Annotated in this window: 20 protein-coding genes; 14 read left to right on the top strand and 6 right to left on the bottom strand. The window is 35.2% G+C overall.

All coding sequences use genetic code 11. The annotated features are described in order from the left end of the window. Nucleotide 1: 1 nt before the first annotated feature. Both plsX and FJR47_RS08090 read left to right on the top strand, forming a co-directional pair. Nucleotides 2–1003 carry a phosphate acyltransferase PlsX gene (plsX, locus tag FJR47_RS08095; RefSeq protein WP_152299937.1) on the top strand — a complete coding sequence of 334 codons (1002 nt, stop codon included), beginning with the start codon at nt 2–4 and terminating at the stop codon, nt 1001–1003. Next, nucleotides 1003–2004: a beta-ketoacyl-ACP synthase III gene (locus tag FJR47_RS08090; protein ID WP_152299936.1), complete on the top strand. Its 1002-nt coding sequence runs from the start codon at nt 1003–1005 to the stop codon at nt 2002–2004. The genes plsX and FJR47_RS08090 overlap by 1 nt, the downstream gene beginning before the upstream one ends. Nucleotides 2005–2063: 59 nt before the next feature. Here FJR47_RS08090 and FJR47_RS08085 read toward each other — a convergent pair whose 3' ends face one another. The 3 genes from FJR47_RS08085 to FJR47_RS08075 all read right to left on the bottom strand — a co-directional run bounded on the left by FJR47_RS08085 (nt 2064) and on the right by FJR47_RS08075 (nt 4659). Next, the gene (locus tag FJR47_RS08085; RefSeq protein WP_152299935.1) at nt 2064–2573 is read right to left on the bottom strand and encodes a hypothetical protein; all 510 of its coding nucleotides are present in this window, start codon (nt 2571–2573) and stop codon (nt 2064–2066) included. Between the two features lie 30 nt (nt 2574–2603). Further along, entirely contained in the window at nt 2604–2987 is a 384-nt protein-coding gene (locus tag FJR47_RS08080) for an HIT family protein (RefSeq protein WP_152299934.1), read from the bottom strand. Between the two features lie 103 nt (nt 2988–3090). Continuing rightward, entirely contained in the window at nt 3091–4659 is a 1569-nt protein-coding gene (locus tag FJR47_RS08075) for a DEAD/DEAH box helicase (RefSeq protein WP_152299933.1), read from the bottom strand. A 275-nt stretch (nt 4660–4934) separates the two neighbouring features. Here FJR47_RS08075 and FJR47_RS08070 point away from each other — a divergent pair, with 275 nt between their 5' ends. Both FJR47_RS08070 and FJR47_RS08065 read left to right on the top strand, forming a co-directional pair. Beyond that, complete coding sequence (locus tag FJR47_RS08070; RefSeq protein WP_152299932.1) at nt 4935–5126, top strand: hypothetical protein; 192 nt, start codon at nt 4935–4937, stop codon at nt 5124–5126. Continuing rightward, nucleotides 5123–5506: a DoxX family protein gene (locus FJR47_RS08065; RefSeq protein WP_152299931.1), complete on the top strand. Its 384-nt coding sequence runs from the start codon at nt 5123–5125 to the stop codon at nt 5504–5506. Before FJR47_RS08070 ends, FJR47_RS08065 begins: the two co-directional genes overlap by 4 nt. Nucleotides 5507–5509: 3 nt before the next feature. Here FJR47_RS08065 and FJR47_RS08060 read toward each other — a convergent pair whose 3' ends face one another. Then, entirely contained in the window at nt 5510–6067 is a 558-nt protein-coding gene (locus FJR47_RS08060; RefSeq protein ID WP_152299930.1) for a CDP-alcohol phosphatidyltransferase family protein, read from the bottom strand. Between the two features lie 150 nt (nt 6068–6217). Here FJR47_RS08060 and FJR47_RS08055 point away from each other — a divergent pair, with 150 nt between their 5' ends. The 8 genes from FJR47_RS08055 (at nt 6218) to FJR47_RS08020 (ending at nt 14748) form a co-directional block, all read left to right on the top strand. Then, nucleotides 6218–7423: a hypothetical protein gene (locus FJR47_RS08055; protein ID WP_152299929.1), complete on the top strand. Its 1206-nt coding sequence runs from the start codon at nt 6218–6220 to the stop codon at nt 7421–7423. A gap of 57 nt (nt 7424–7480) precedes the next feature. Next, nucleotides 7481–7723 carry a FeoA family protein gene (locus tag FJR47_RS08050; RefSeq protein WP_152299928.1) on the top strand — a complete coding sequence of 81 codons (243 nt, stop codon included), beginning with the start codon at nt 7481–7483 and terminating at the stop codon, nt 7721–7723. Further along, complete coding sequence (feoB, locus tag FJR47_RS08045; RefSeq protein ID WP_152299927.1) at nt 7716–9854, top strand: ferrous iron transport protein B; 2139 nt, start codon at nt 7716–7718, stop codon at nt 9852–9854. The genes FJR47_RS08050 and feoB overlap by 8 nt, the downstream gene beginning before the upstream one ends. A gap of 64 nt (nt 9855–9918) precedes the next feature. Next, on the top strand, nt 9919–10581 hold the full coding sequence (locus tag FJR47_RS08040; RefSeq protein WP_152299926.1) for a response regulator transcription factor: 663 nt from the start codon (nt 9919–9921) through the stop codon (nt 10579–10581). A gap of 19 nt (nt 10582–10600) precedes the next feature. Next, a complete protein-coding gene (locus tag FJR47_RS08035) occupies nt 10601–11878 on the top strand; it encodes an ArsS family sensor histidine kinase (protein ID WP_152299925.1) in 1278 nt (425 codons plus the stop codon). A 215-nt stretch (nt 11879–12093) separates the two neighbouring features. Continuing rightward, nucleotides 12094–12375 (top strand): HvfA family oxazolone/thioamide-modified RiPP metallophore, encoded by a 282-nt coding sequence (locus FJR47_RS08030; RefSeq protein WP_152299924.1) that lies wholly within the window; start codon nt 12094–12096, stop codon nt 12373–12375. 226 nt (nt 12376–12601) lie between these two features. Then, nucleotides 12602–13093 carry a gluconate 2-dehydrogenase subunit 3 family protein gene (locus FJR47_RS08025; RefSeq protein WP_152299923.1) on the top strand — a complete coding sequence of 164 codons (492 nt, stop codon included), beginning with the start codon at nt 12602–12604 and terminating at the stop codon, nt 13091–13093. After that, complete coding sequence (locus tag FJR47_RS08020) at nt 13090–14748, top strand: GMC family oxidoreductase (RefSeq protein WP_152299922.1); 1659 nt, start codon at nt 13090–13092, stop codon at nt 14746–14748. Before FJR47_RS08025 ends, FJR47_RS08020 begins: the two co-directional genes overlap by 4 nt. Nucleotides 14749–14779: 31 nt before the next feature. Here the strand turns inward: FJR47_RS08020 and rsfS are convergent, their stop codons facing one another. After that, on the bottom strand, nt 14780–15115 hold the full coding sequence (rsfS, locus tag FJR47_RS08015) for a ribosome silencing factor (protein WP_152299921.1): 336 nt from the start codon (nt 15113–15115) through the stop codon (nt 14780–14782). Continuing rightward, on the bottom strand, nt 15100–15648 hold the full coding sequence (gene nadD / locus FJR47_RS08010) for a nicotinate (nicotinamide) nucleotide adenylyltransferase (protein ID WP_152299920.1): 549 nt from the start codon (nt 15646–15648) through the stop codon (nt 15100–15102). Before nadD ends, rsfS begins: the two co-directional genes overlap by 16 nt. Nucleotides 15649–15714: 66 nt before the next feature. On the opposite strand from nadD, the gene gap reads away from it, so the two are divergent. Together gap and FJR47_RS08000 are read left to right on the top strand one after the other, a co-directional pair. Then, nucleotides 15715–16716: a type I glyceraldehyde-3-phosphate dehydrogenase gene (gene gap, locus FJR47_RS08005; protein ID WP_152299919.1), complete on the top strand. Its 1002-nt coding sequence runs from the start codon at nt 15715–15717 to the stop codon at nt 16714–16716. An 8-nt stretch (nt 16717–16724) separates the two neighbouring features. Further along, a complete protein-coding gene (locus tag FJR47_RS08000) occupies nt 16725–17924 on the top strand; it encodes a phosphoglycerate kinase (RefSeq protein ID WP_152299918.1) in 1200 nt (399 codons plus the stop codon).

The following is a 17924-nucleotide window of genomic DNA, read 5'->3' as shown; positions in this document are numbered from 1 at the left end:
AATGATAAAGATTGCTGTTGATGCAATGGGCGGGGACTTCGGTCCTAAGCCAATTGTAGAAGGTTGTTTACAAGCTCTTAAAAAGAAACAATTTGTTCCTATTTTTGTAGGTAAAAAATCAGAAATTTTACCTCTGTTACCAAAGCGTTATAGAGATAAGATTTCTATAGTAGAAGCTGATGATGTCATATCTATGGACGATGCTGCAACTGATGCAGTAAAAAGAAAAGAGAGCACAATTTATAAAGCTATTGAATTAGTAAAAAATGGTGAAGCTCAGGGAGTCGTCTCTGCCGGACACAGTGGGGCTACAATGACTTTGGCAACTCTTAGACTGGGACGATTAAAAGGTGTTTTAAGACCTGCATTAGTAACATTTATGCCGACAAAAAATTCTCGTAAATCATCAGTTTTACTGGATGTTGGAGCTAATGTAGATTCAAAAGCTGAACATCTGTTGCAATTTGCCGTAATGGGCGGCTGTTATGCTGAGGATATGTTTGGTATTGAAGTTCCATCAATTGGGCTTTTGGCAAATGGAGAAGAGAAGAGCAAAGGAAATGATGTTACAAAAGCAGCATTTAAACTGCTTGAAGGTTATAAAGGCTTTAAAGGCAATGTAGAAGGAAATGATATTTTCAATGCAAGCTGTGATGTTATAGTATGTGACGGTTTTGTGGGGAATTTGGTTTTAAAAGCATCAGAAGGTGTGGCTTCAACTATAAGCGGTTTAATCAAAGAGTATATTAGAAAATCTCCAATAGCTATTACAGGAGCACTTTTAATGAGAAAAGTCTTTAAATTGCTTAAAAAACAGATGGATTATGCAGAGGTAGGCGGCGCTCCGCTTATAGGAATCCAGGGCTGTGTAATTGTGGGACATGGCAAGAGTAATCCAAAAGCTATTAAAAATGCAATTTTTCAAGCAATTAATTATGTTGATACAGGTGTAAATGAACATATTGTTCAACGCTTAGAAGCACTAAAAAACAAGGAAATTTAATGGCATATGCTGCATTTCGTTCTATAGGAGGTTACGCTCCTAGTAAGATACTCTCAAATGAAGATTTGTCGAAGATGGTCGATACATCAGATGAGTGGATAACAAAAAGAACAGGCATAAAAGAGAGGCGTATCGCTGCAAATGATGAATTTACAAGTGATATGGGTGTTAAAGCTGCACAAAAAGCAATTGAGAGAAGCGGCATAGATAAGAGTGAAATTGATATGATTGTATGTGCAACAATTTCACCTGACTATTTTTGTATGCCTTCTACTGCTACAATAATTTCCACAAAATTGGGTCTTGAAAATGTTACTGCATTTGATATTTCTGCGGCATGTACAGGGTTTGTATATATTTTGTCAATAGCAAAAGCTTTTATAGAGTCGGGTATGAAAAAAAATATTCTTATAGTTGGTGCTGAAAAACTCTCTGCAATAACTGACTACAGCGATAGAGGTACATGTATCCTTTTTGGTGATGGTGCAGGTGCAGCAATAATAAGTGCAACAGACAATAAAGAAGAGGCAATTATAGATATTCATACCGGAGCTGATGGTAGATTTGCAGATTTGCTTATGACTCCAAACGGCGGAAGCGGTTCTGCTCATGACTCATTAGAGCAAGAAGCATCAAGCTGCTTTATGCAAATGAAAGGAAATGAAACTTTCAAAGTTGCCGTTAAAACTTTAACAAAAGATGTTGTTGATATATTAAATGAAAATAATATCCAAGGTTCTGATATTAAACATTTTGTACCCCATCAAGCAAATTATAGAATTATAAAAGCTGTCGGCGATGCTTTAAAGTTAAAAGATGAACAGATAGTTATTACAGTTGAAAAGTATGGAAATACATCAGGCGCTTCCATACCTATGGCAATAAATGAAATTTATGAAAACGGAACACTTAAAGCAGGCGAGTTAATGCTCTTAGATGCTTTTGGCGGTGGGCTTACTTGGGGATCAGCTCTTGTACCATTTTCGCCATTGAGAAAATAAAAGCTGTTTTAAATATTTTGCTTGATTTTAAATAAAATCAAGCAAAGAAGAAAGATTTGCTAGAAGAGTATATTTATCCCTGCATACCATGTTTTACTATATTCAGCGTCTATGCCATGATTATTTCCTCTTTCCATTAAAAAACGATAACCTGCTTCTACCTCAATGTTTTCAACTACTCCAACTATTGCACCTGCTTGACCGCCATAATGAAAACCGCTTAGATTGATTCCATCACCTTTAATACGAGAATATCCAGCTACCGGTCCTGCATAAAGAGAAAATGTATCCTCAATTATCGGTAATATAAAATCATAAGCAAGAGAAAGTTGATGATTAGAATCAAAATTGTCATCACCGCTGTCAACATAAGTATATCTTGCAGATACACGAGAATTATCATAATAATGACCCAGTGTAAAAGAGTATTGTGTGTCATCAACCCTTGTTTTTTCTGTTGATGATTCCATTCTAAGTTCTGTATTTCCAGCATTAAAACTGAAATAATCTTTATTTTCAGCACTTGCAAGTGCCGTTACTATCAGTAAACAAAAAGCCACTCTTTTCATTTTATTCCTCCATTAATTATTACTATTACTTTACGATAACTTCTCTTGTTTATTTATTAAAGCATTTATAACTTTTTTATAAAATTCTTCTATGTCAGGAAGATTTAAATCAGCTTCTCTTAGTTTTTCTCCCCACATTGGATTTGGAAAATAACTGTCATTTTCAAATCTTGCCATTACATGTATGTGAACACGAGGAAGCATATTCGCAAAAGATGCCATATTGATTTTTGTTGGATTGTAATATTTTCTCATCTCAAACTCTATTATGTCATAAACTTCCCATAGTCTGCTTCTTAAATCTTTTGGAAGGTCCCCTAGCTCTATATAGGGCTCCTTTGTAAAGATTTTAAGCCATGGAATTTCGCTTTTTTCTGTTTCAATAAAAAAATCATTATCTTCGTAAATAGTCATATTTTTTCTTTTTGAGTAATTATATCGTTTTTGTGAAAGTTGAAGAGTATAGGGTGAAAAAACCCGAAATTAGTTTCGGGTTTGAGGTTTTTAAAAAAGATTCTTAATCTCTGTTTCTATTGCGGTTTCTGTCGCTGCTGCCTGAACGGTTTCTCTCTGCGCTAGAGTTGCTGCCTCTATATCCACCACCTGAACGGCTTTTTTCTCCTGAACGACTTCTCTCACTACTGCCGCCTGAACGACTTCTGTTTCCACGAAAGCCTCCACGACTGCCGCTTTTGCCTCTTGTATCTTTTCTGTTGCCTGCTCTCTCTAGTATTGCAGCTAATTTATCAGCTGGAATACCGATAGTGTTTGGACCGGCTATTGTTTGTTTGTCTAAAATCATAGATACAAGTTTAAACATAATAGTCTCTTCATCTATATCTTGTTTTAACAGATCAAGAACCTGATGTGCTTCATCATAAATTTTTTGATCTTCTATATTTGTAACAATAGATTTTAGATTATTTGCTCTTAAATCATTTTTGCTTGGAACAAATGCGTGAGTCATAGTGGTTCCGATTTTTGTCTTAATACGCTGAAGCTCTTTAAATTCTAGCGGAGTCAAAAGTGTGATCGCTTTACCTTTTGTTCCTGCACGCCCTGTTCGCCCGATTCTATGAACATAAGATTCAGGGTCAAATGGAATATGGTAGTTAAATACATGCGAGATGTTATCTACATGGATACCGCGAGCGGCAACATCAGTAGCAACCAAAACATTGACATTATTGTTTTTAAAACCTTTTATTACAGTTTCACGCTGACGCTGCTCCATATCTCCATGTAAGCCGTTTGCCAAATATCCCGCATTTGAGAGAACATTTGAGAGTCTGTCAACTTCGCTTTTTGTTCTACAAAAAACAACCGCTTTTTTACAATCTTCAGAATCCATAAGGCGAATAATTGCATCATCTCTCTCATGCTCATCAATCACATAGTACTCTTGGTTGATGTCTGTGTTTGTTGTCTCACCCTGTGTAATACTAATAAACTCAGGATTATCCAAGATTCTCTCAGCAAGAAGTTTGATAGGTTTTGGCATAGTAGCTGAGAAGAGAAGTGTTTGACGATTTGAAGGAAGATAAGAGAATATTTCGTTAATATCATCTAAAAATCCCATATCAAGCATCTCATCTGCTTCATCAAGAACGACGATGCTAGGAGCAAAATCTTTTAACAGGTTCTTCTTAAGAATGTCAAGAAGTCTTCCCGGAGTAGCAACAACAACGCTCGCACCTCTTTGGATAAGGTCGATTTGTCTGTTGTATGAGCTGCCGCCGTAAACTGTTACTGTTCTGGCACCTATATTTCTTCCGTATTTAAAGAGCTCGTCACTGACTTGGGTTGCAAGTTCACGAGTCGGAGTGATAACAAGTATGCCTACGCCGTCTTTTGTGTCTATGTTGTTTAGTGCAGGAAGACCGAAAGCCGCTGTTTTACCTGTTCCAGTATGTGCTTGACCTACAATATCACGACCTGCTAGTACGAACGGTATTGCAGCTGCTTGAATAGGACTTGGAATCGTAAATCCAGCATCCTTGATACTGCGAAGTATCTCTTTTTTTAATCCTAGATCATCAAATGTGATCGCTTTTTCTTCTGTTTTTGTTTGTGCATTTTCTTGCATCGTTTTCCTTTAGATAGGAGCTGATACAAGCATGTCATTAATGACAAGGCACCTTCCCCTAAAATATTTAGCGAATTATACCCAAATATATTTTGTTTTTAATTTAAATAAATTATATTTGAAATTAGTTAAGTTTATATTGTGTAGAAAAATACAATAAAATAAATTTATATTTAATCATTATTTTAAGTAATTAAGGAGAAGTTACATAGTTTTTAATTTTTAGATATTATTATAAAAATATAAATATGACAAACAAAGGAGATAATTTATAAATGCAAATACAAACTCAATACAATTATGAAAAAACATGGAGAACAACAAATGAAGATGATCTTTTAAAGATAATAGAAGAGGAGGTTGGAAATGCTGATCCAAAAGGTACTCTTGATTATGTAAAAGAAGTTATAAAAAAAGGCAAAACCATAATGGTTGGCAACTGTAAATTTAGAGAGGAAAAAAAATGACAAATGATATTGCAAAATTAATTTTAAGGCTCACTGTTAGTATTATGATGCTTTTTCACGGGCTTGAGAAGATTATTAACGGCATAGGTGGGGTAAAACATTTAACAACAAGCGCGGGATTTCCAGAATTTTTTGCTTACGGTGTATATGTAGGTGAGATAATAGTACCTATTTTTATACTGCTTGGAGCCTATGCTCGAGCAGCATCTTTGGTTTTGGCGCTGAATATGATGTTTGCTATCTTTTTAGCATATGGAAATTCACTATTTTCATTAGGCAAGCATGGCGCACCGGTTTTTGAGCTTCCTTTTTTATATCTTATTATGTCGATTTTGATATTTATGCTTGGAAGCGGAAAGTATGCGTTAAATAGTAAATAGCCATTAGGGGTGCGGTACTTTGATTTTGGAATTAAGACTCCATCCGATAAGTACCATAGCTATAAGTACAATGTAAGGCGATATAAATCCATACGCTGCGCCTAAATAGACAAACCAAAGTAAAATTGCACCAAGGGGAGTAGGAACGCCTGTAAAAAATTTCTCAACTTCCCCTGCATCTGCATTTATGTTAAATTGTATAAGTCTTCTAAGTCCTGATATTACATAGTATATGCTTACTGCTCCGGCAATGGCAACCAATAAACCAGAAAAACTGCTGTTATAAACAGCTTGAAAAATTAAAAATACCGGAACAAGAACAAAACTTAAAAAATCTGCAAAACTATCTAGCTGTACTCCAAATTCATTTGAGAGATGATACTTTCTGGCAATTTTGCCGTCAAATATATCAAAAGCTCCACCCACCCATGCCAAAATAACAGCTGCAAAAAAATTGTTTTGAGTAATAAAATAAGTAGCTAAAAGTCCTGCTGTAATATTTACAAAAGTAAACAAATTTGCCAGGTTAAAATGAGATGTGTCGGTAAATAAAAATTTCATAATATAGCCTAATTAAAATATATAAAATTATACCAAAATTTACGAAAGCGCACTATTTATAAAATTTAAGAAAAATAAAAATATTAATAATTCTATAAGTTGATATTGATTATCATTTCTAAGTTAAATATAAATTAGAAAAGAGTCTTTATGAATAATTTAAGAAAAAATATTTTTACGGCTTGTGCTTTGACATCATGTGCTATAGCTGTAGCTAATGAAAATGTAAATATTGCACAAAACGAGATTTCAAATATAGGTGAAATGTTTGAAAATGGCAGAATGTCGGGTGAAATAAGATCTATGTACGCAGGATACAATAAAAAACAAGCAGGTGAAAATGATATATATGCTACTGCGCTTGGCGGTTATTTAAAATATGAATTAGCAACTTTAAAAGGTTTGAGTGCTGCTGCAGCTTTTTCAATATCTCATGATATAAATTTTGCAACAGGGGAGGAGAGTGTAAAACAAAATCCTGAACTCTCCTCATCAGAAGGCAAATATACAGTTCTTAGTGAAGCGTATCTCAATTATAGTTATGATAGTTTTAATTTTCGTGCAGGTCGTCAATTGATTGACACTCCTTTAGCTGACAGTGATGATATTAGAATGATAGCAAATACTTTTGAGGCTTATATTGCAACCTATCAGTTTTCCAATTTTAATTTTATAGCAGGAAATCTTCAAAAATGGCAGGGTGTTGACACAGGTCTAGATGATGAATGGATAAAAACAGGAGAAGATGGAACATGGTTTGGCGGTATAATGTACAGTGATGGGATTATAGAAGCGAATGCATGGTATTATAATATAACAAAACTTACAAATGCCGCTTATTTTGATATAGCTTTAAATTATGAAATAGATAGTGACATATCTATTTCAGGAGCTTTTCAATATCTAAATGAAAAAGAGATAAGCAGCAGTGGCACAAAAGCTGATATTTATGGTGCATCTGCAGAATTTTCGGCACATGGGTTGATTTTAGGGGCAGCTTATAATAAATCTGAAAAAAAAGCGAATAAAGAGAGTTTTAGCGGATTTGGAGGCGGAACACTTTTCACAAATATGGATACGATGATTTTGGATGAAATAACATATAATGATAAAGCAGAAGCATTAGTGGGAAGTATCGGTTATGAGATAAATAATTTGATGTTTATGTATGCTTATGGCGATTTTGACAGCAATAAGGCTCATATCGTAGAACAAAATATAGGTATTGAATATAGCTTGATTGAAGACAGCTGCTCACTCCGCGCAATTTTTGTAAATCAAAAAGATAAAGAAAATGTGCTAAAAACAGAAAATGATTGGGATAGGTTTGAGTTGATGGCTGCATATCGTTTTTAATTTAACCGATATTTAACATGATATTTATTATCATTAATAAAAAGATAAGAAGAAAATATGTCTAATAAAACAAAAAAATTAAGTGATTGCAAAAAAGCTTGTATTGTTAAAGTTGTTAAGCTTAATGGTGTTTCAGAGTTGAAACAGAGGCTGATATCTTTTGGAATCATGAAAAATGCTGTTATTGAAGTTTTAGGCTATGCTCCGGCAAAAAGTACTATGGAGATAAAAGTAGGCAAAATGAGCATAGCTCTTCGTTCCAAAGAAGCAGATTTAATAGAGGTGCAAAAATATGAGTAAAGATATGAAGGTTTGTCCTTTAACGGCAAAACATATAAGGGTTGCATTGGTCGGTCAGCCAAATGTCGGTAAAAGTATGCTTATCAATTCTATATCAAATGCAAAGCTGCATGTGGGGAATTTTACCGGTGTGACAGTTGAAAAATCAGAAGTTCTTTTTGATTATAAGGATTATCACTTTACTATTGTAGACCTTCCAGGAACATATGCATTTACAGATTATACAATAGAAGAGCGTGTTACTCATGACTATCTTTGTGCAGAGAGTTATGATTTAATAATAAATGTAGTAGATTCTACAAATTTGGAAAAAAATCTTCAACTGACTTCTGAACTTATGAGCATGAATAAAAATATAGTTATTGCGCTTAATATGAGTGATGAAGCTCTAAAAGAGGGGATTGAAATAGATAATGAATTTATGTCTCAGCTTTTAGGCATACCATGTGTAAAAGTTTCAGCTGTAACAAAAGAGGGAATCGCTGATCTTCTCGAAGCTCTTATTGTACAGCATGAAGCACCAAAACATGATACAAAACTTGTTTTTAGCGAAGCAGTTGAGGAGGAGATATCTGCTATAGTTGAGTATTTAAAAAAACATAAGTACGATGCCGCGAATTCTTATAGAAATGTTGCAATTAATCTTTTAAAAAACAATAAAAAAACATATATAAAAATTCATGACAACCCAATTTGGACAGAACTTCAGCCTATTTTGATAGAAGCATCCAAGCATATAGAGCTGCATCATAACAGCGATGATATAAGAGAAGCTTTTGCCGAGGAGTATGCTTCGTTTAACAAAGGGGTAGTTGCTGAGGTTTTAAAACAAGAAAAAGAGCCTTATAAAAAAACTGTTACTGATAAAATCGACTCTTTGTTAATACATCAATTTTTTGGAATTCCAATATTTTTATTTTTTATGTGGGCTCTTTTTCAGCTTACATTTGAAATCGGCTCTATTCCTATGGAGTGGATTGACGGCTTTTTTGGATGGTTTGGAGATGCAGTAGGTGCTACAATAGCCAATGATGCTGTTCGATCTCTTGTCGTTGATGGTATTATTGCGGGTGTAGGTGCCGTTGTGCTGTTTGTTCCAAATATTGCTATTCTTTTTATGGGAATTGCACTTTTAGAGAGTACAGGTTATATGTCAAGAGTTGCGTTTTTGCTTGATGGATTTTTCCATAAATTCGGCCTTCACGGGCAGTCATTTATACCGCTTGTAACTGGTTTTGGCTGTTCCATACCTGCTTATATGAGTGCAAGAATTTTAAAAAATGACCGAGACAGACTTTTAACGCTCTTTATCATTGGATTTATGAGCTGCGGTGCCAGACTTCCTGTGTATGTGCTTTTTGCAGGTGCATTTTTTTCCGAATCAATGGCTGGAAATGTTCTTTTTGGAATTTATATTACTGGAGCTATGCTAGGGCTTTTTGCTGCAAAAATATTAAAAATGACAGCATTTAAAGGTGTAGATGAACCTTTTGTTATGGAGATGCCAAAATACAGATTGCCTTCGCTTAAGCTGATTTGGCATACAGTTGTCACAAAAACATTGATGTACTTGAAAAAAGCAGGTACTTTTATTGCTGCAGCTTCTATCCTTATATGGTTTTTAAGTAATTATCCTCACAATGCAGAGCTTGAAGAGACATATGCTTTAAAAATTGAAAATGCTATCAATAAAGAAGAAAAACAGCATTTTAGTAATAAATTTTTAGAAGAAAATTTAGAACAGAGTTATTTAGGACAAATCGGTAAATTTTCAGAGCCTGTTTTTGCTCCACTTGGATTTGATTGGAAGTTGAGTGTAGCGCTTCAAACAGGGCTTGCTGCAAAAGAGGTTGTTGTTTCAACTCTTGGAGTTTTGTATGCTTTAGGCGCTGATGTGGATGAAGAGAGCAGATCGTTAAAAGATATCATTTCTAAAAATATCTCTTTTCCATCTGCGGTCGCATTTATTGTTGTGGTTATGATATATTTGCCGTGTTTAGCAGCTTCAGTTGTATTTACTCGTGAAGCTGGAGGAATAAAATACTTTTTTTACCTTTTGGCTTTTACATCTTTAGTAGCTTATTCACTCGCTTTTATCGCATTTAATGTCACTTCCATGATACAAGGATAAAAGAATAAAAAATATTTCATAAATATTAACTACTTATTAGTTCATATCTGTTAAAATTTAATTTATGAAAAAAATATTAATGATTGAAGATGATTTAGAATTAGCGGAGATACTTACTGAGTATCTGCAGCAGTTTAAGTTTGAAGTCGTCACTGAAGACGATCCTTTTAAAGCAGTAAGTATACTTAAGTTAGAACCTTTTGATTTGGTTATTTTAGATTTAACTCTTCCGGGTATGGACGGCTTAGAGGTTTGCGAAGCGATTCGTGAAAGACAGGATATTCCTATTATTATCTCATCTGCCAGAAGTGATGTTACAGACAAGGTAAAAGCGCTTGAGCTTGGGGCAGATGACTATCTTCCAAAACCGTATGATCCGAGAGAACTTGAGGCTAGAATATATTCGGTTCTAAGACGCTATGAAGCAAAATCACAGCAAAAAGAGGAATCAAAAAGTGACTTTAAGTGTGATCCATCATCAATGATGATCTCATATAAAGGTAGAAATATTGACCTTACTAAAGCAGAATTTGGCATTTTGTCTTATATGATTTCAAAGCAGGGTTTGGTTGTTTCAAGAGAAGATTTGATACATAATGTAAATGCTATAAATGAGGATTCATCCAATAAAAGCATTGATGTAATGGTTGGAAGAATTAGAAATAAACTTGGGGACAAATCTCTTATAGAATCGGTAAGAGGCGTTGGTTATAAGCTTCTTAAGTAATTTTTAGGAGCTGAGGGCTATGCGTCAACATGCTGTTTTAATAACTATTTTATTTACATTTACAGTTACATTAGTGAGTGTAAGTGTGGTTTTTTGGGAATTTTTTCAACAAAATAAACAGCGTTATATAAACAATATTTTTACAAAACATACAGCTATCATTCAGATATATCAAGAACATCAACAAAAACAAAATCCGCAGATTATGCTTGAAGCAAATTTGGCAATATACGGCTTTGTTTTGAAAAAAGACAAAGAGATAGTAGAAATTATTTTAAAAAATGCAAAAATTTTAAAGAAAAAAAATTTTCAAAGTGTCGATGCTTCTTTAATGTTTTCACAACAAGGTTTTTATACTAAAAAAGTTATAACTGACTTAACAACTAGTATGTTGGAGTTTAATAAAAAAATATATTTTTATATCCAAAATCCGTCATCTTCAATACTAATTCTTGATGAAGAGTTAAAACCCTACAAATATTGGCCCGTTGCATATTCTTATATGATAATTATTTTAATAATCACATCATCATTTGTTTTGATACTTCAAAGATTGCGTCCGCTTATTAGACTTAGAAAAAAAATTGCGCTTTATGGAAATGGAGATATGAATATATCTTTTAAAACAAGAGGACATGATGAAATTTCATTAATTTCAAATGAACTAGAAGCAGCAAGAGAAAAAATAAATATTATTTTAGAATCAAGAACACTCTTCTTGCGAAATATAATGCATGAGTTAAAAACACCTATTGCAAAAGGCACAATTGCAACACAAATGCTTGAATCTCAAAAACAAAGAGATAGATTTAGTTCTATTTTTGGTCGTTTAGAGTCTTTGGTAAATGAATTTGCTCTTATAGAAGAGGTAACAAGTCTCGGAGATAAAACAGATTTTGCAGAGTATCGTTTGATAGATATAATTGATGGTGCTATTGATATGGCTATGGTTGATGAAAAAAATGTTACTGTAAATAATGTTGAAGCAACCCATAAAATCAGTGCAAATTATAGACTATACACTACAGCTATTAAAAATATGATTGACAATGGGATAAAATACTCAACAGACAACCATGTAAAGATTTTGATAAAAAACGGTGAGCTCTGTTTTGAGAGCAAAGGAGAGTGTATCGCACACCCTTTACAATACTATATAGAACCTTTTACTAAAGACAATCCGGCGAAAAATAGTTTTGGGCTCGGTTTGTATCTGGTCGATTCTATTTTAAAAGTTCATAATCAGGTGCTTGCGCATGAATATGAAAATGGTATAAATCGTTTTATTTTTGCATAAATTTTAAAGCGTAAAATAATGCAATGCATAGATGTTTTAAAATAAACATTTTTTGTATTATTATGAAAACATTTGAAAAAAATCAAATCATTAAATTCTCAAGAAAAAAGATACAGATTTTATAATATGTGACTGTATCTAATCGTTATCACATAATAAATTATTATAGTTGTGATACAATAGTTTTTGATTTTACAATACAAAAAGGATAATATATGAGAAAGTTGAATTTTTTATCATTAGTTGCAGCGGTTGCAATGGTTTTAAGCATTAGTACTACGACGGTTAATGCCGAAGGAATGAAGTGCGGCAGCGGCAAGTGCGGTAATGCAAAAAATGAGATGAATCAAAATGGCAAATGCGGTGATTCAAAAAAAGAGATGAACCAAAATGGCAAGTGCGGTGATTCAAAAAAAGAGATGAAGTGTGGCAGCGGCAAGTGTGGTAATGCAAAAAAAGAGATGAATCAAAACGGCAAGTGCGGTAAAGGAAAATAAGGCTCTGATTAATACCGCCTTTTAAGCAGAGTTATTCTGCTTAAAAATATTTGTCTTTCTCCTTTTCAAAAAGATTTAAAATATCTTTCATCTCTCATGCTTTTTTGCTTATTTTTGTATCTTATGGAGCAGGTAAGTTTAGTCTTGATAGATTTCTTTTTAATGAAAGAATAGATAAATTTCCAAACTTGTAAAGTGTTTTGAAAGAATATAGGTACAATAAAATATGATTTTAAATACGCGAAGAAATTTTTTCAAACAAAGCTTTTTAGGTGGAGCTGTTTTGCTTTTTTGCAACTCCTCTTTATATGGAGCGGCAGAGCCTTTAAAAACTCTCACACTTGTTCAAGAAGATCTTTTTCCAAAAGCAAAGGAGCTCTATGTCGATACAGCTTCTTATTTGCTGCTTATTTTAGACCATTCAAGAATCACTGCTTCACACAAAGAGTTTCTTCGCAACGGTGTACAATGGCTTCATGAAGAGTCTCTAAAACTTCACGGCAAACTTTACTATAATCTTTTAGAACAGGAGCGGCAAGAGGTTTTACAAGAGATTTCAGAGTACGGATGGGGCGAGTCATGGGTAGATGCTCTTTTGACTTACACTATGGAAGCACTTCGGAGTGACGCAGTTTACGGTGTAAACAAAAGAGATGCGGCGCAAAGATGGCTTGGGTTTCGCGCGGGTTTACCGCGTCCAAAAAGAGCGTATCTATGATGTACGATATTTGTATCATCGGAAGTGGCGCTGGTGGCTCGCCTGTCGCTTATGAGCTGAGTCGTGCAGGCTTTAGTGTAGTTGTGCTTGAAAAAGGAAAAGAGTACAAAGAAGAAGATTTTAACAAAGATGAGCTGGCAGTTTCGCGGCGTGAGTTTTTTACGCCCGACCTTAAAGATGAGCAACATGTTATCTATGAACTAGATGAAAGTAAAGAGCGCAGAAAATATTTAGGAAGTGAGTACCAATGGAGTTTTTGGAACGGCTCTATGGTGGGAGGTTCCTCAAATCTTATGAGCGGTTATTTCCACCGTATGAAGCCAAATGACTTTAAGCTTCTCTCGGCTTATGGAGAGATAGATGGCGCAAATATAGTGGATTGGCCTCTCTCTTATGAAGAGCTGGAACCATACTATGAAAAAGTTGAGCGCATAGTCGGTGTTAGCGGGGAGGTGATTTTGCACTCTTTTTTAGAGCCAAGAAGCACCTCTTGTTTTCCTTATACAAAACTTGAAGAAAACGGAGTTGCAAAGTGGTTTGATGCTGCATGTAAATCTCTTAACTTTGAGAGCATTCCGACTCCGCGGGCAATAATTCCACATGCGGCACTAAAGCGAAACGGATGCTCTTACTCAAACTTTTGCGGGAGTTACGGATGTGCTACGGGCGCGAAAGGGAGTGCCAGAGCCGCACTTCTTCAAAAGTGTAATGCGAGAGTTATTGCCGAAGCGTTTGTCTATAAGCTTGAGAGTGATGCAACAAAGGTTACAAAAGCACATTACTATGATAACGACATGAAGACGCATGAAATTAGTGCAAAAATCTTTGTTTTAGCCGCACAAGCAATAGAGAGCTCACGATTGCTCTTAAACTCAAAAAATCGCTTTTTTCCTTACGGTTTGGCAAATAACAATCATCAAGTAGGAAAAAATCTTATTTTCTCAGGCGGAGGAGCAGGGGAAGGGCGATTTCGTTTTGAAACGCTTACGAACGAACAGCAAAAAGAGCTTATGGAGGTCGGTCTTTTCTTTAACCGCTCCCTGCAGCAGTGGTATGAGTATAAAAAGAGCAGTAAAAAGATTAAAGGCGGAACTATAGACTTTTTGTTTGAGCATCAAAATTTAGTTACCCGCATAAAAAGAGCTTTTTATGATGAAGTGGGAAAAATTCTTTGGGGTAAGGCTCTTGAACAAAAAATTTATAAAGAGCTTACGACTTCAAGAGTTTTGAATTTTGAAGTTTTTAATGATTGGCTTCCTACGGATGAGTGTTTTGTGGGCATCGAAGAAGATGTAAAAGATAAGTATGGCATCCCCGTGGGCGCAATACATCTCTACAGCCATCCTCATGATAGAGAAGTCGGTAATGACTTGGCAAAAAAAGCTGTGCAGGTGTTGGAAAAAATGGGAGCCTCTGAGATAAGCTACTCCATCTCCTCTGCGCCTCCGCCAAATCTTGTGGCAGGAGGCTGCAGATTTGGAGAGAATCCTCAAACATCCGTACTTGATAAAAGCTGCAAAGCGCATGCACTAGAGAACCTTTATGTAACAGATGCGAGTTTTATGCCCACGGGAGGAAGCGTGCCTTATACATGGACTATCTATGCGAACGCTTTTCGTGTAGCAGATATTTTACGCAAAAGATTGGAGTCTTAAGTTTCTCTTCTTTTGAATTGATAACTGTTTTTTAAAGCGGCATGCCTTCTTTGCCCTCGGCAAGAGAACTTAAAAAACTCTCCATATCGTATTTTACTCTGTACTCAGGTGTCATAATATGGATTAGAATATCTCCCAAATCAACAACAATCCAGTCACTGCTCTCATCTACATTGATAAATTTTTCTGCAGGTTTGAGCTCATTTTTTAGGTGGTCTAAAAGAGCCATCGTATGTCTTGAGCCGAGTGATGATGCGATAATGGCATAATCTACAAAGTAATTTTTCTCTCTAAGATCAAAAACCTCTATATTTTCTGCTTTGTTTTTATCTAAGACTTCAGTTATTTTTTCTATTCTGTTTTGCAATAGTTTTCCTTGTAAAAATTATATATCTCTTTTGCGCACTTTTTTGGCAGTTTTGATATTTCAATACACTCTCTAAGATTTGTTGATGATATTTTCTTATCAACTTCCACTATTAAAAACTGTTTTGGAATTTCAATATTGTCTCTTGGAACCACTATGAAAGTTACTAACTCTTTGAGTTCATCATATCTATTCCACTTTTCAAGTGAAGCAAGATTGTCAGCACCGATTACAAGGTATATTTTTTTATAACTCTCTAAAAGATGCTTTACACTCTCGATTGTTGATACCGGTCTCTTTTGTGAAACTTCATACTCTGAAATTTCCACATTTTCATACTCGCTAAAAATCTCTTTTAGCCACTCCACTCTAAGAGAAGCAGGAGCATAAAATTTTGACTTAAACGGATTTAGATATGTAGGCATTATGACAACTTTGTCAATATCTTTGAAGTTTATCAAAGCCTTAACTATTGCCTCATGACCGATATGCGGCGGGTCAAAAGAGCCGCCAAAAAGTGCGATTGTTTCCATATTTAAAGCGAATTGTAACTAAATTTAGGTAAAATTGCTCAATTTTTATTTTAAATAGGAAATAGTATGGCACTAAAGATAGCAATTAACGGATTTGGTAGAATCGGTCGTTGTGTGGCTCGAATTGCTGCAACAAGGGATGATGTAGAGATAGTGGCTATAAATGATATGGCAAGTATAGATATGATGCTCTATCTTCTTAAAAATGATTCTGTACATGGAACATTTGGCAGTGAAGTAGTGCAGCTTGATGCTGAAAACATCACGATAGACGGTAAAAAGATAAGAGTATTTAGCGATCGTGATCCAAAAAATCTTAAATTTGCAGACTGCGGTGCAGATATGGTTTTAGAGTGTACCGGTGTCTTTTTAACACAGGAATCTGCTCAAGTGCACATAAATAACGGTGTAGAAAAAGTTCTTTTTTCAGCTCCGGCAAAAGATAAAGATACGCCTACATTTGTTCTTGGTGTAAATGAACATCTTTATGAGGGACAAAAAATAGTCTCTAATGCTTCATGTACGACGAACTGTTTGGGGCCTATTGCAAAAGTACTTGATGATGCTTTTGGAATTGAGAAAGGTCTTATGACAACAATTCACTCATACACAAATGACCAAAACATACTCGATGTAAAGCACTCAAAAGACAAACGCCGAGCGCGTGCAGGAGCTATCAATATGATTCCTACTACAACGGGTGCTGCAAAAGCTATAGGTCTTGTTCTTCCTCAACTTCAGGGTAAACTTCATGGACAGAGTGTTCGTGTTCCTACTCCTGATGTTTCTATGGTAGATTTAAATGTAATCGTAAAAAGAAAAACTACAAAAGAAGAAGTTGCTGCCGTATTTAATGAAGCTGCTCAAACAAGCCTAAAAGGAATTCTTTTAATCGACAAAGAGATGCGCGTCTCTCAGGATTTTGTAGGGTGTGAGTACAGCTCAATCGTTGCAGAGGATTTAACACAGGTTATTGATGATGATATGGTTAAAATCATGGCATGGTATGATAACGAATGGGGATATTCGACAAGACTTTTAGATATGGCTCTTCATATAAGCAAATAGGATAGAATTTGGAACTTTTAAATATTAAAAATTTAGATTTAGCCGGAAAAAAAGTTTTTATCAGATGTGATTTTAATGTACCGATGGATGAGTTTGGAAATATATCAGACGACCGCCGCATCCGTTCTGCTCTTGCTACTATAAACTACTGTCTTGACCAAAAGTGTGCAGTTGTGCTCGGCTCTCATCTTGGGCGTCCTGATGGTCAGGTAGTTGCAAAATATTCGCTTGTTCCTGTTGCTAGAAGAGTGCATCATCTTTTAAAGAGAGAAGTTCTTTTAGCAAAAGATGTGGTTGGTGAAGATGCGCTTTCAAAGGCATCTAAGCTGCAATCGGGAGAAGTTTTGCTTTTAGAGAACCTTCGTTATGAAGCGGGTGAAACAAAAAATGATATAGAATTTTCTAAAAAATTGGCTTCAATGGCAGATTTTTATGTTAATGATGCTTTTGGAGTAAGTCATCGTGCGCATGCTTCAGTCGAGGGAATTACACACTTTTTTGATTCTAAACATAAAGCAGCAGGATTTTTACTTCAAAAAGAGATAGAGTTCTTTGGCAAGCTTATTCAAAATCCTGTTCGTCCTTTTGCTGCTATTGTAGGAGGTTCAAAGGTTTCAGGTAAACTTGAAGCATTAGTAAATCTTCTGCCAAGAGTAGACAAGATGCTTATCGGCGGCGGTATGGCTTTTACATTTTTAAAAAAACTGGGATATGATATAGGGGCTTCGCTTGTTGAGGATGATCTGCTTGAAGATGCTGGACACATCATGGAAGAGGCGAAAAAACTCGGTGTTAAATTTTATATTCCTGTTGATGTTGTTGCAGCAGAAAAATTTGCTGAGGACTCGATCATCAAGATAACATCATCTCAGGAGATTCCAAAAGGTTGGATGGGGCTTGATATTGGACCTGCAACCGTAAAGCTTTACAAAGAGGTTCTAGGTGATGTCCAAACTGTTTTATGGAATGGACCAATGGGCGTTTATGAGATGGATAAATTTTCAAGAGGCTCAAATGAGATAGCTCATTTTGTAGCAGACAGTTATGCAACAACTGTTGTAGGCGGCGGCGATACGGCTGATTTGGTTCAAAGAATCGGCGTAGATGATGAGATGACTTTTATATCTACAGGCGGCGGCGCATCATTGGAGTTGTTAGAAGGCAAAGTTTTACCGGGTGTAAAATCTTTATTTACTCAAGAGGATTAA

Origin of the sequence: Sulfurimonas xiamenensis (genome assembly GCF_009258045.1) — a bacterium.
Classification (GTDB): domain Bacteria; phylum Campylobacterota; class Campylobacteria; order Campylobacterales; family Sulfurimonadaceae; genus Sulfurimonas; species Sulfurimonas xiamenensis.
This window is presented reverse-complemented; position numbering and strand designations above follow the sequence as displayed.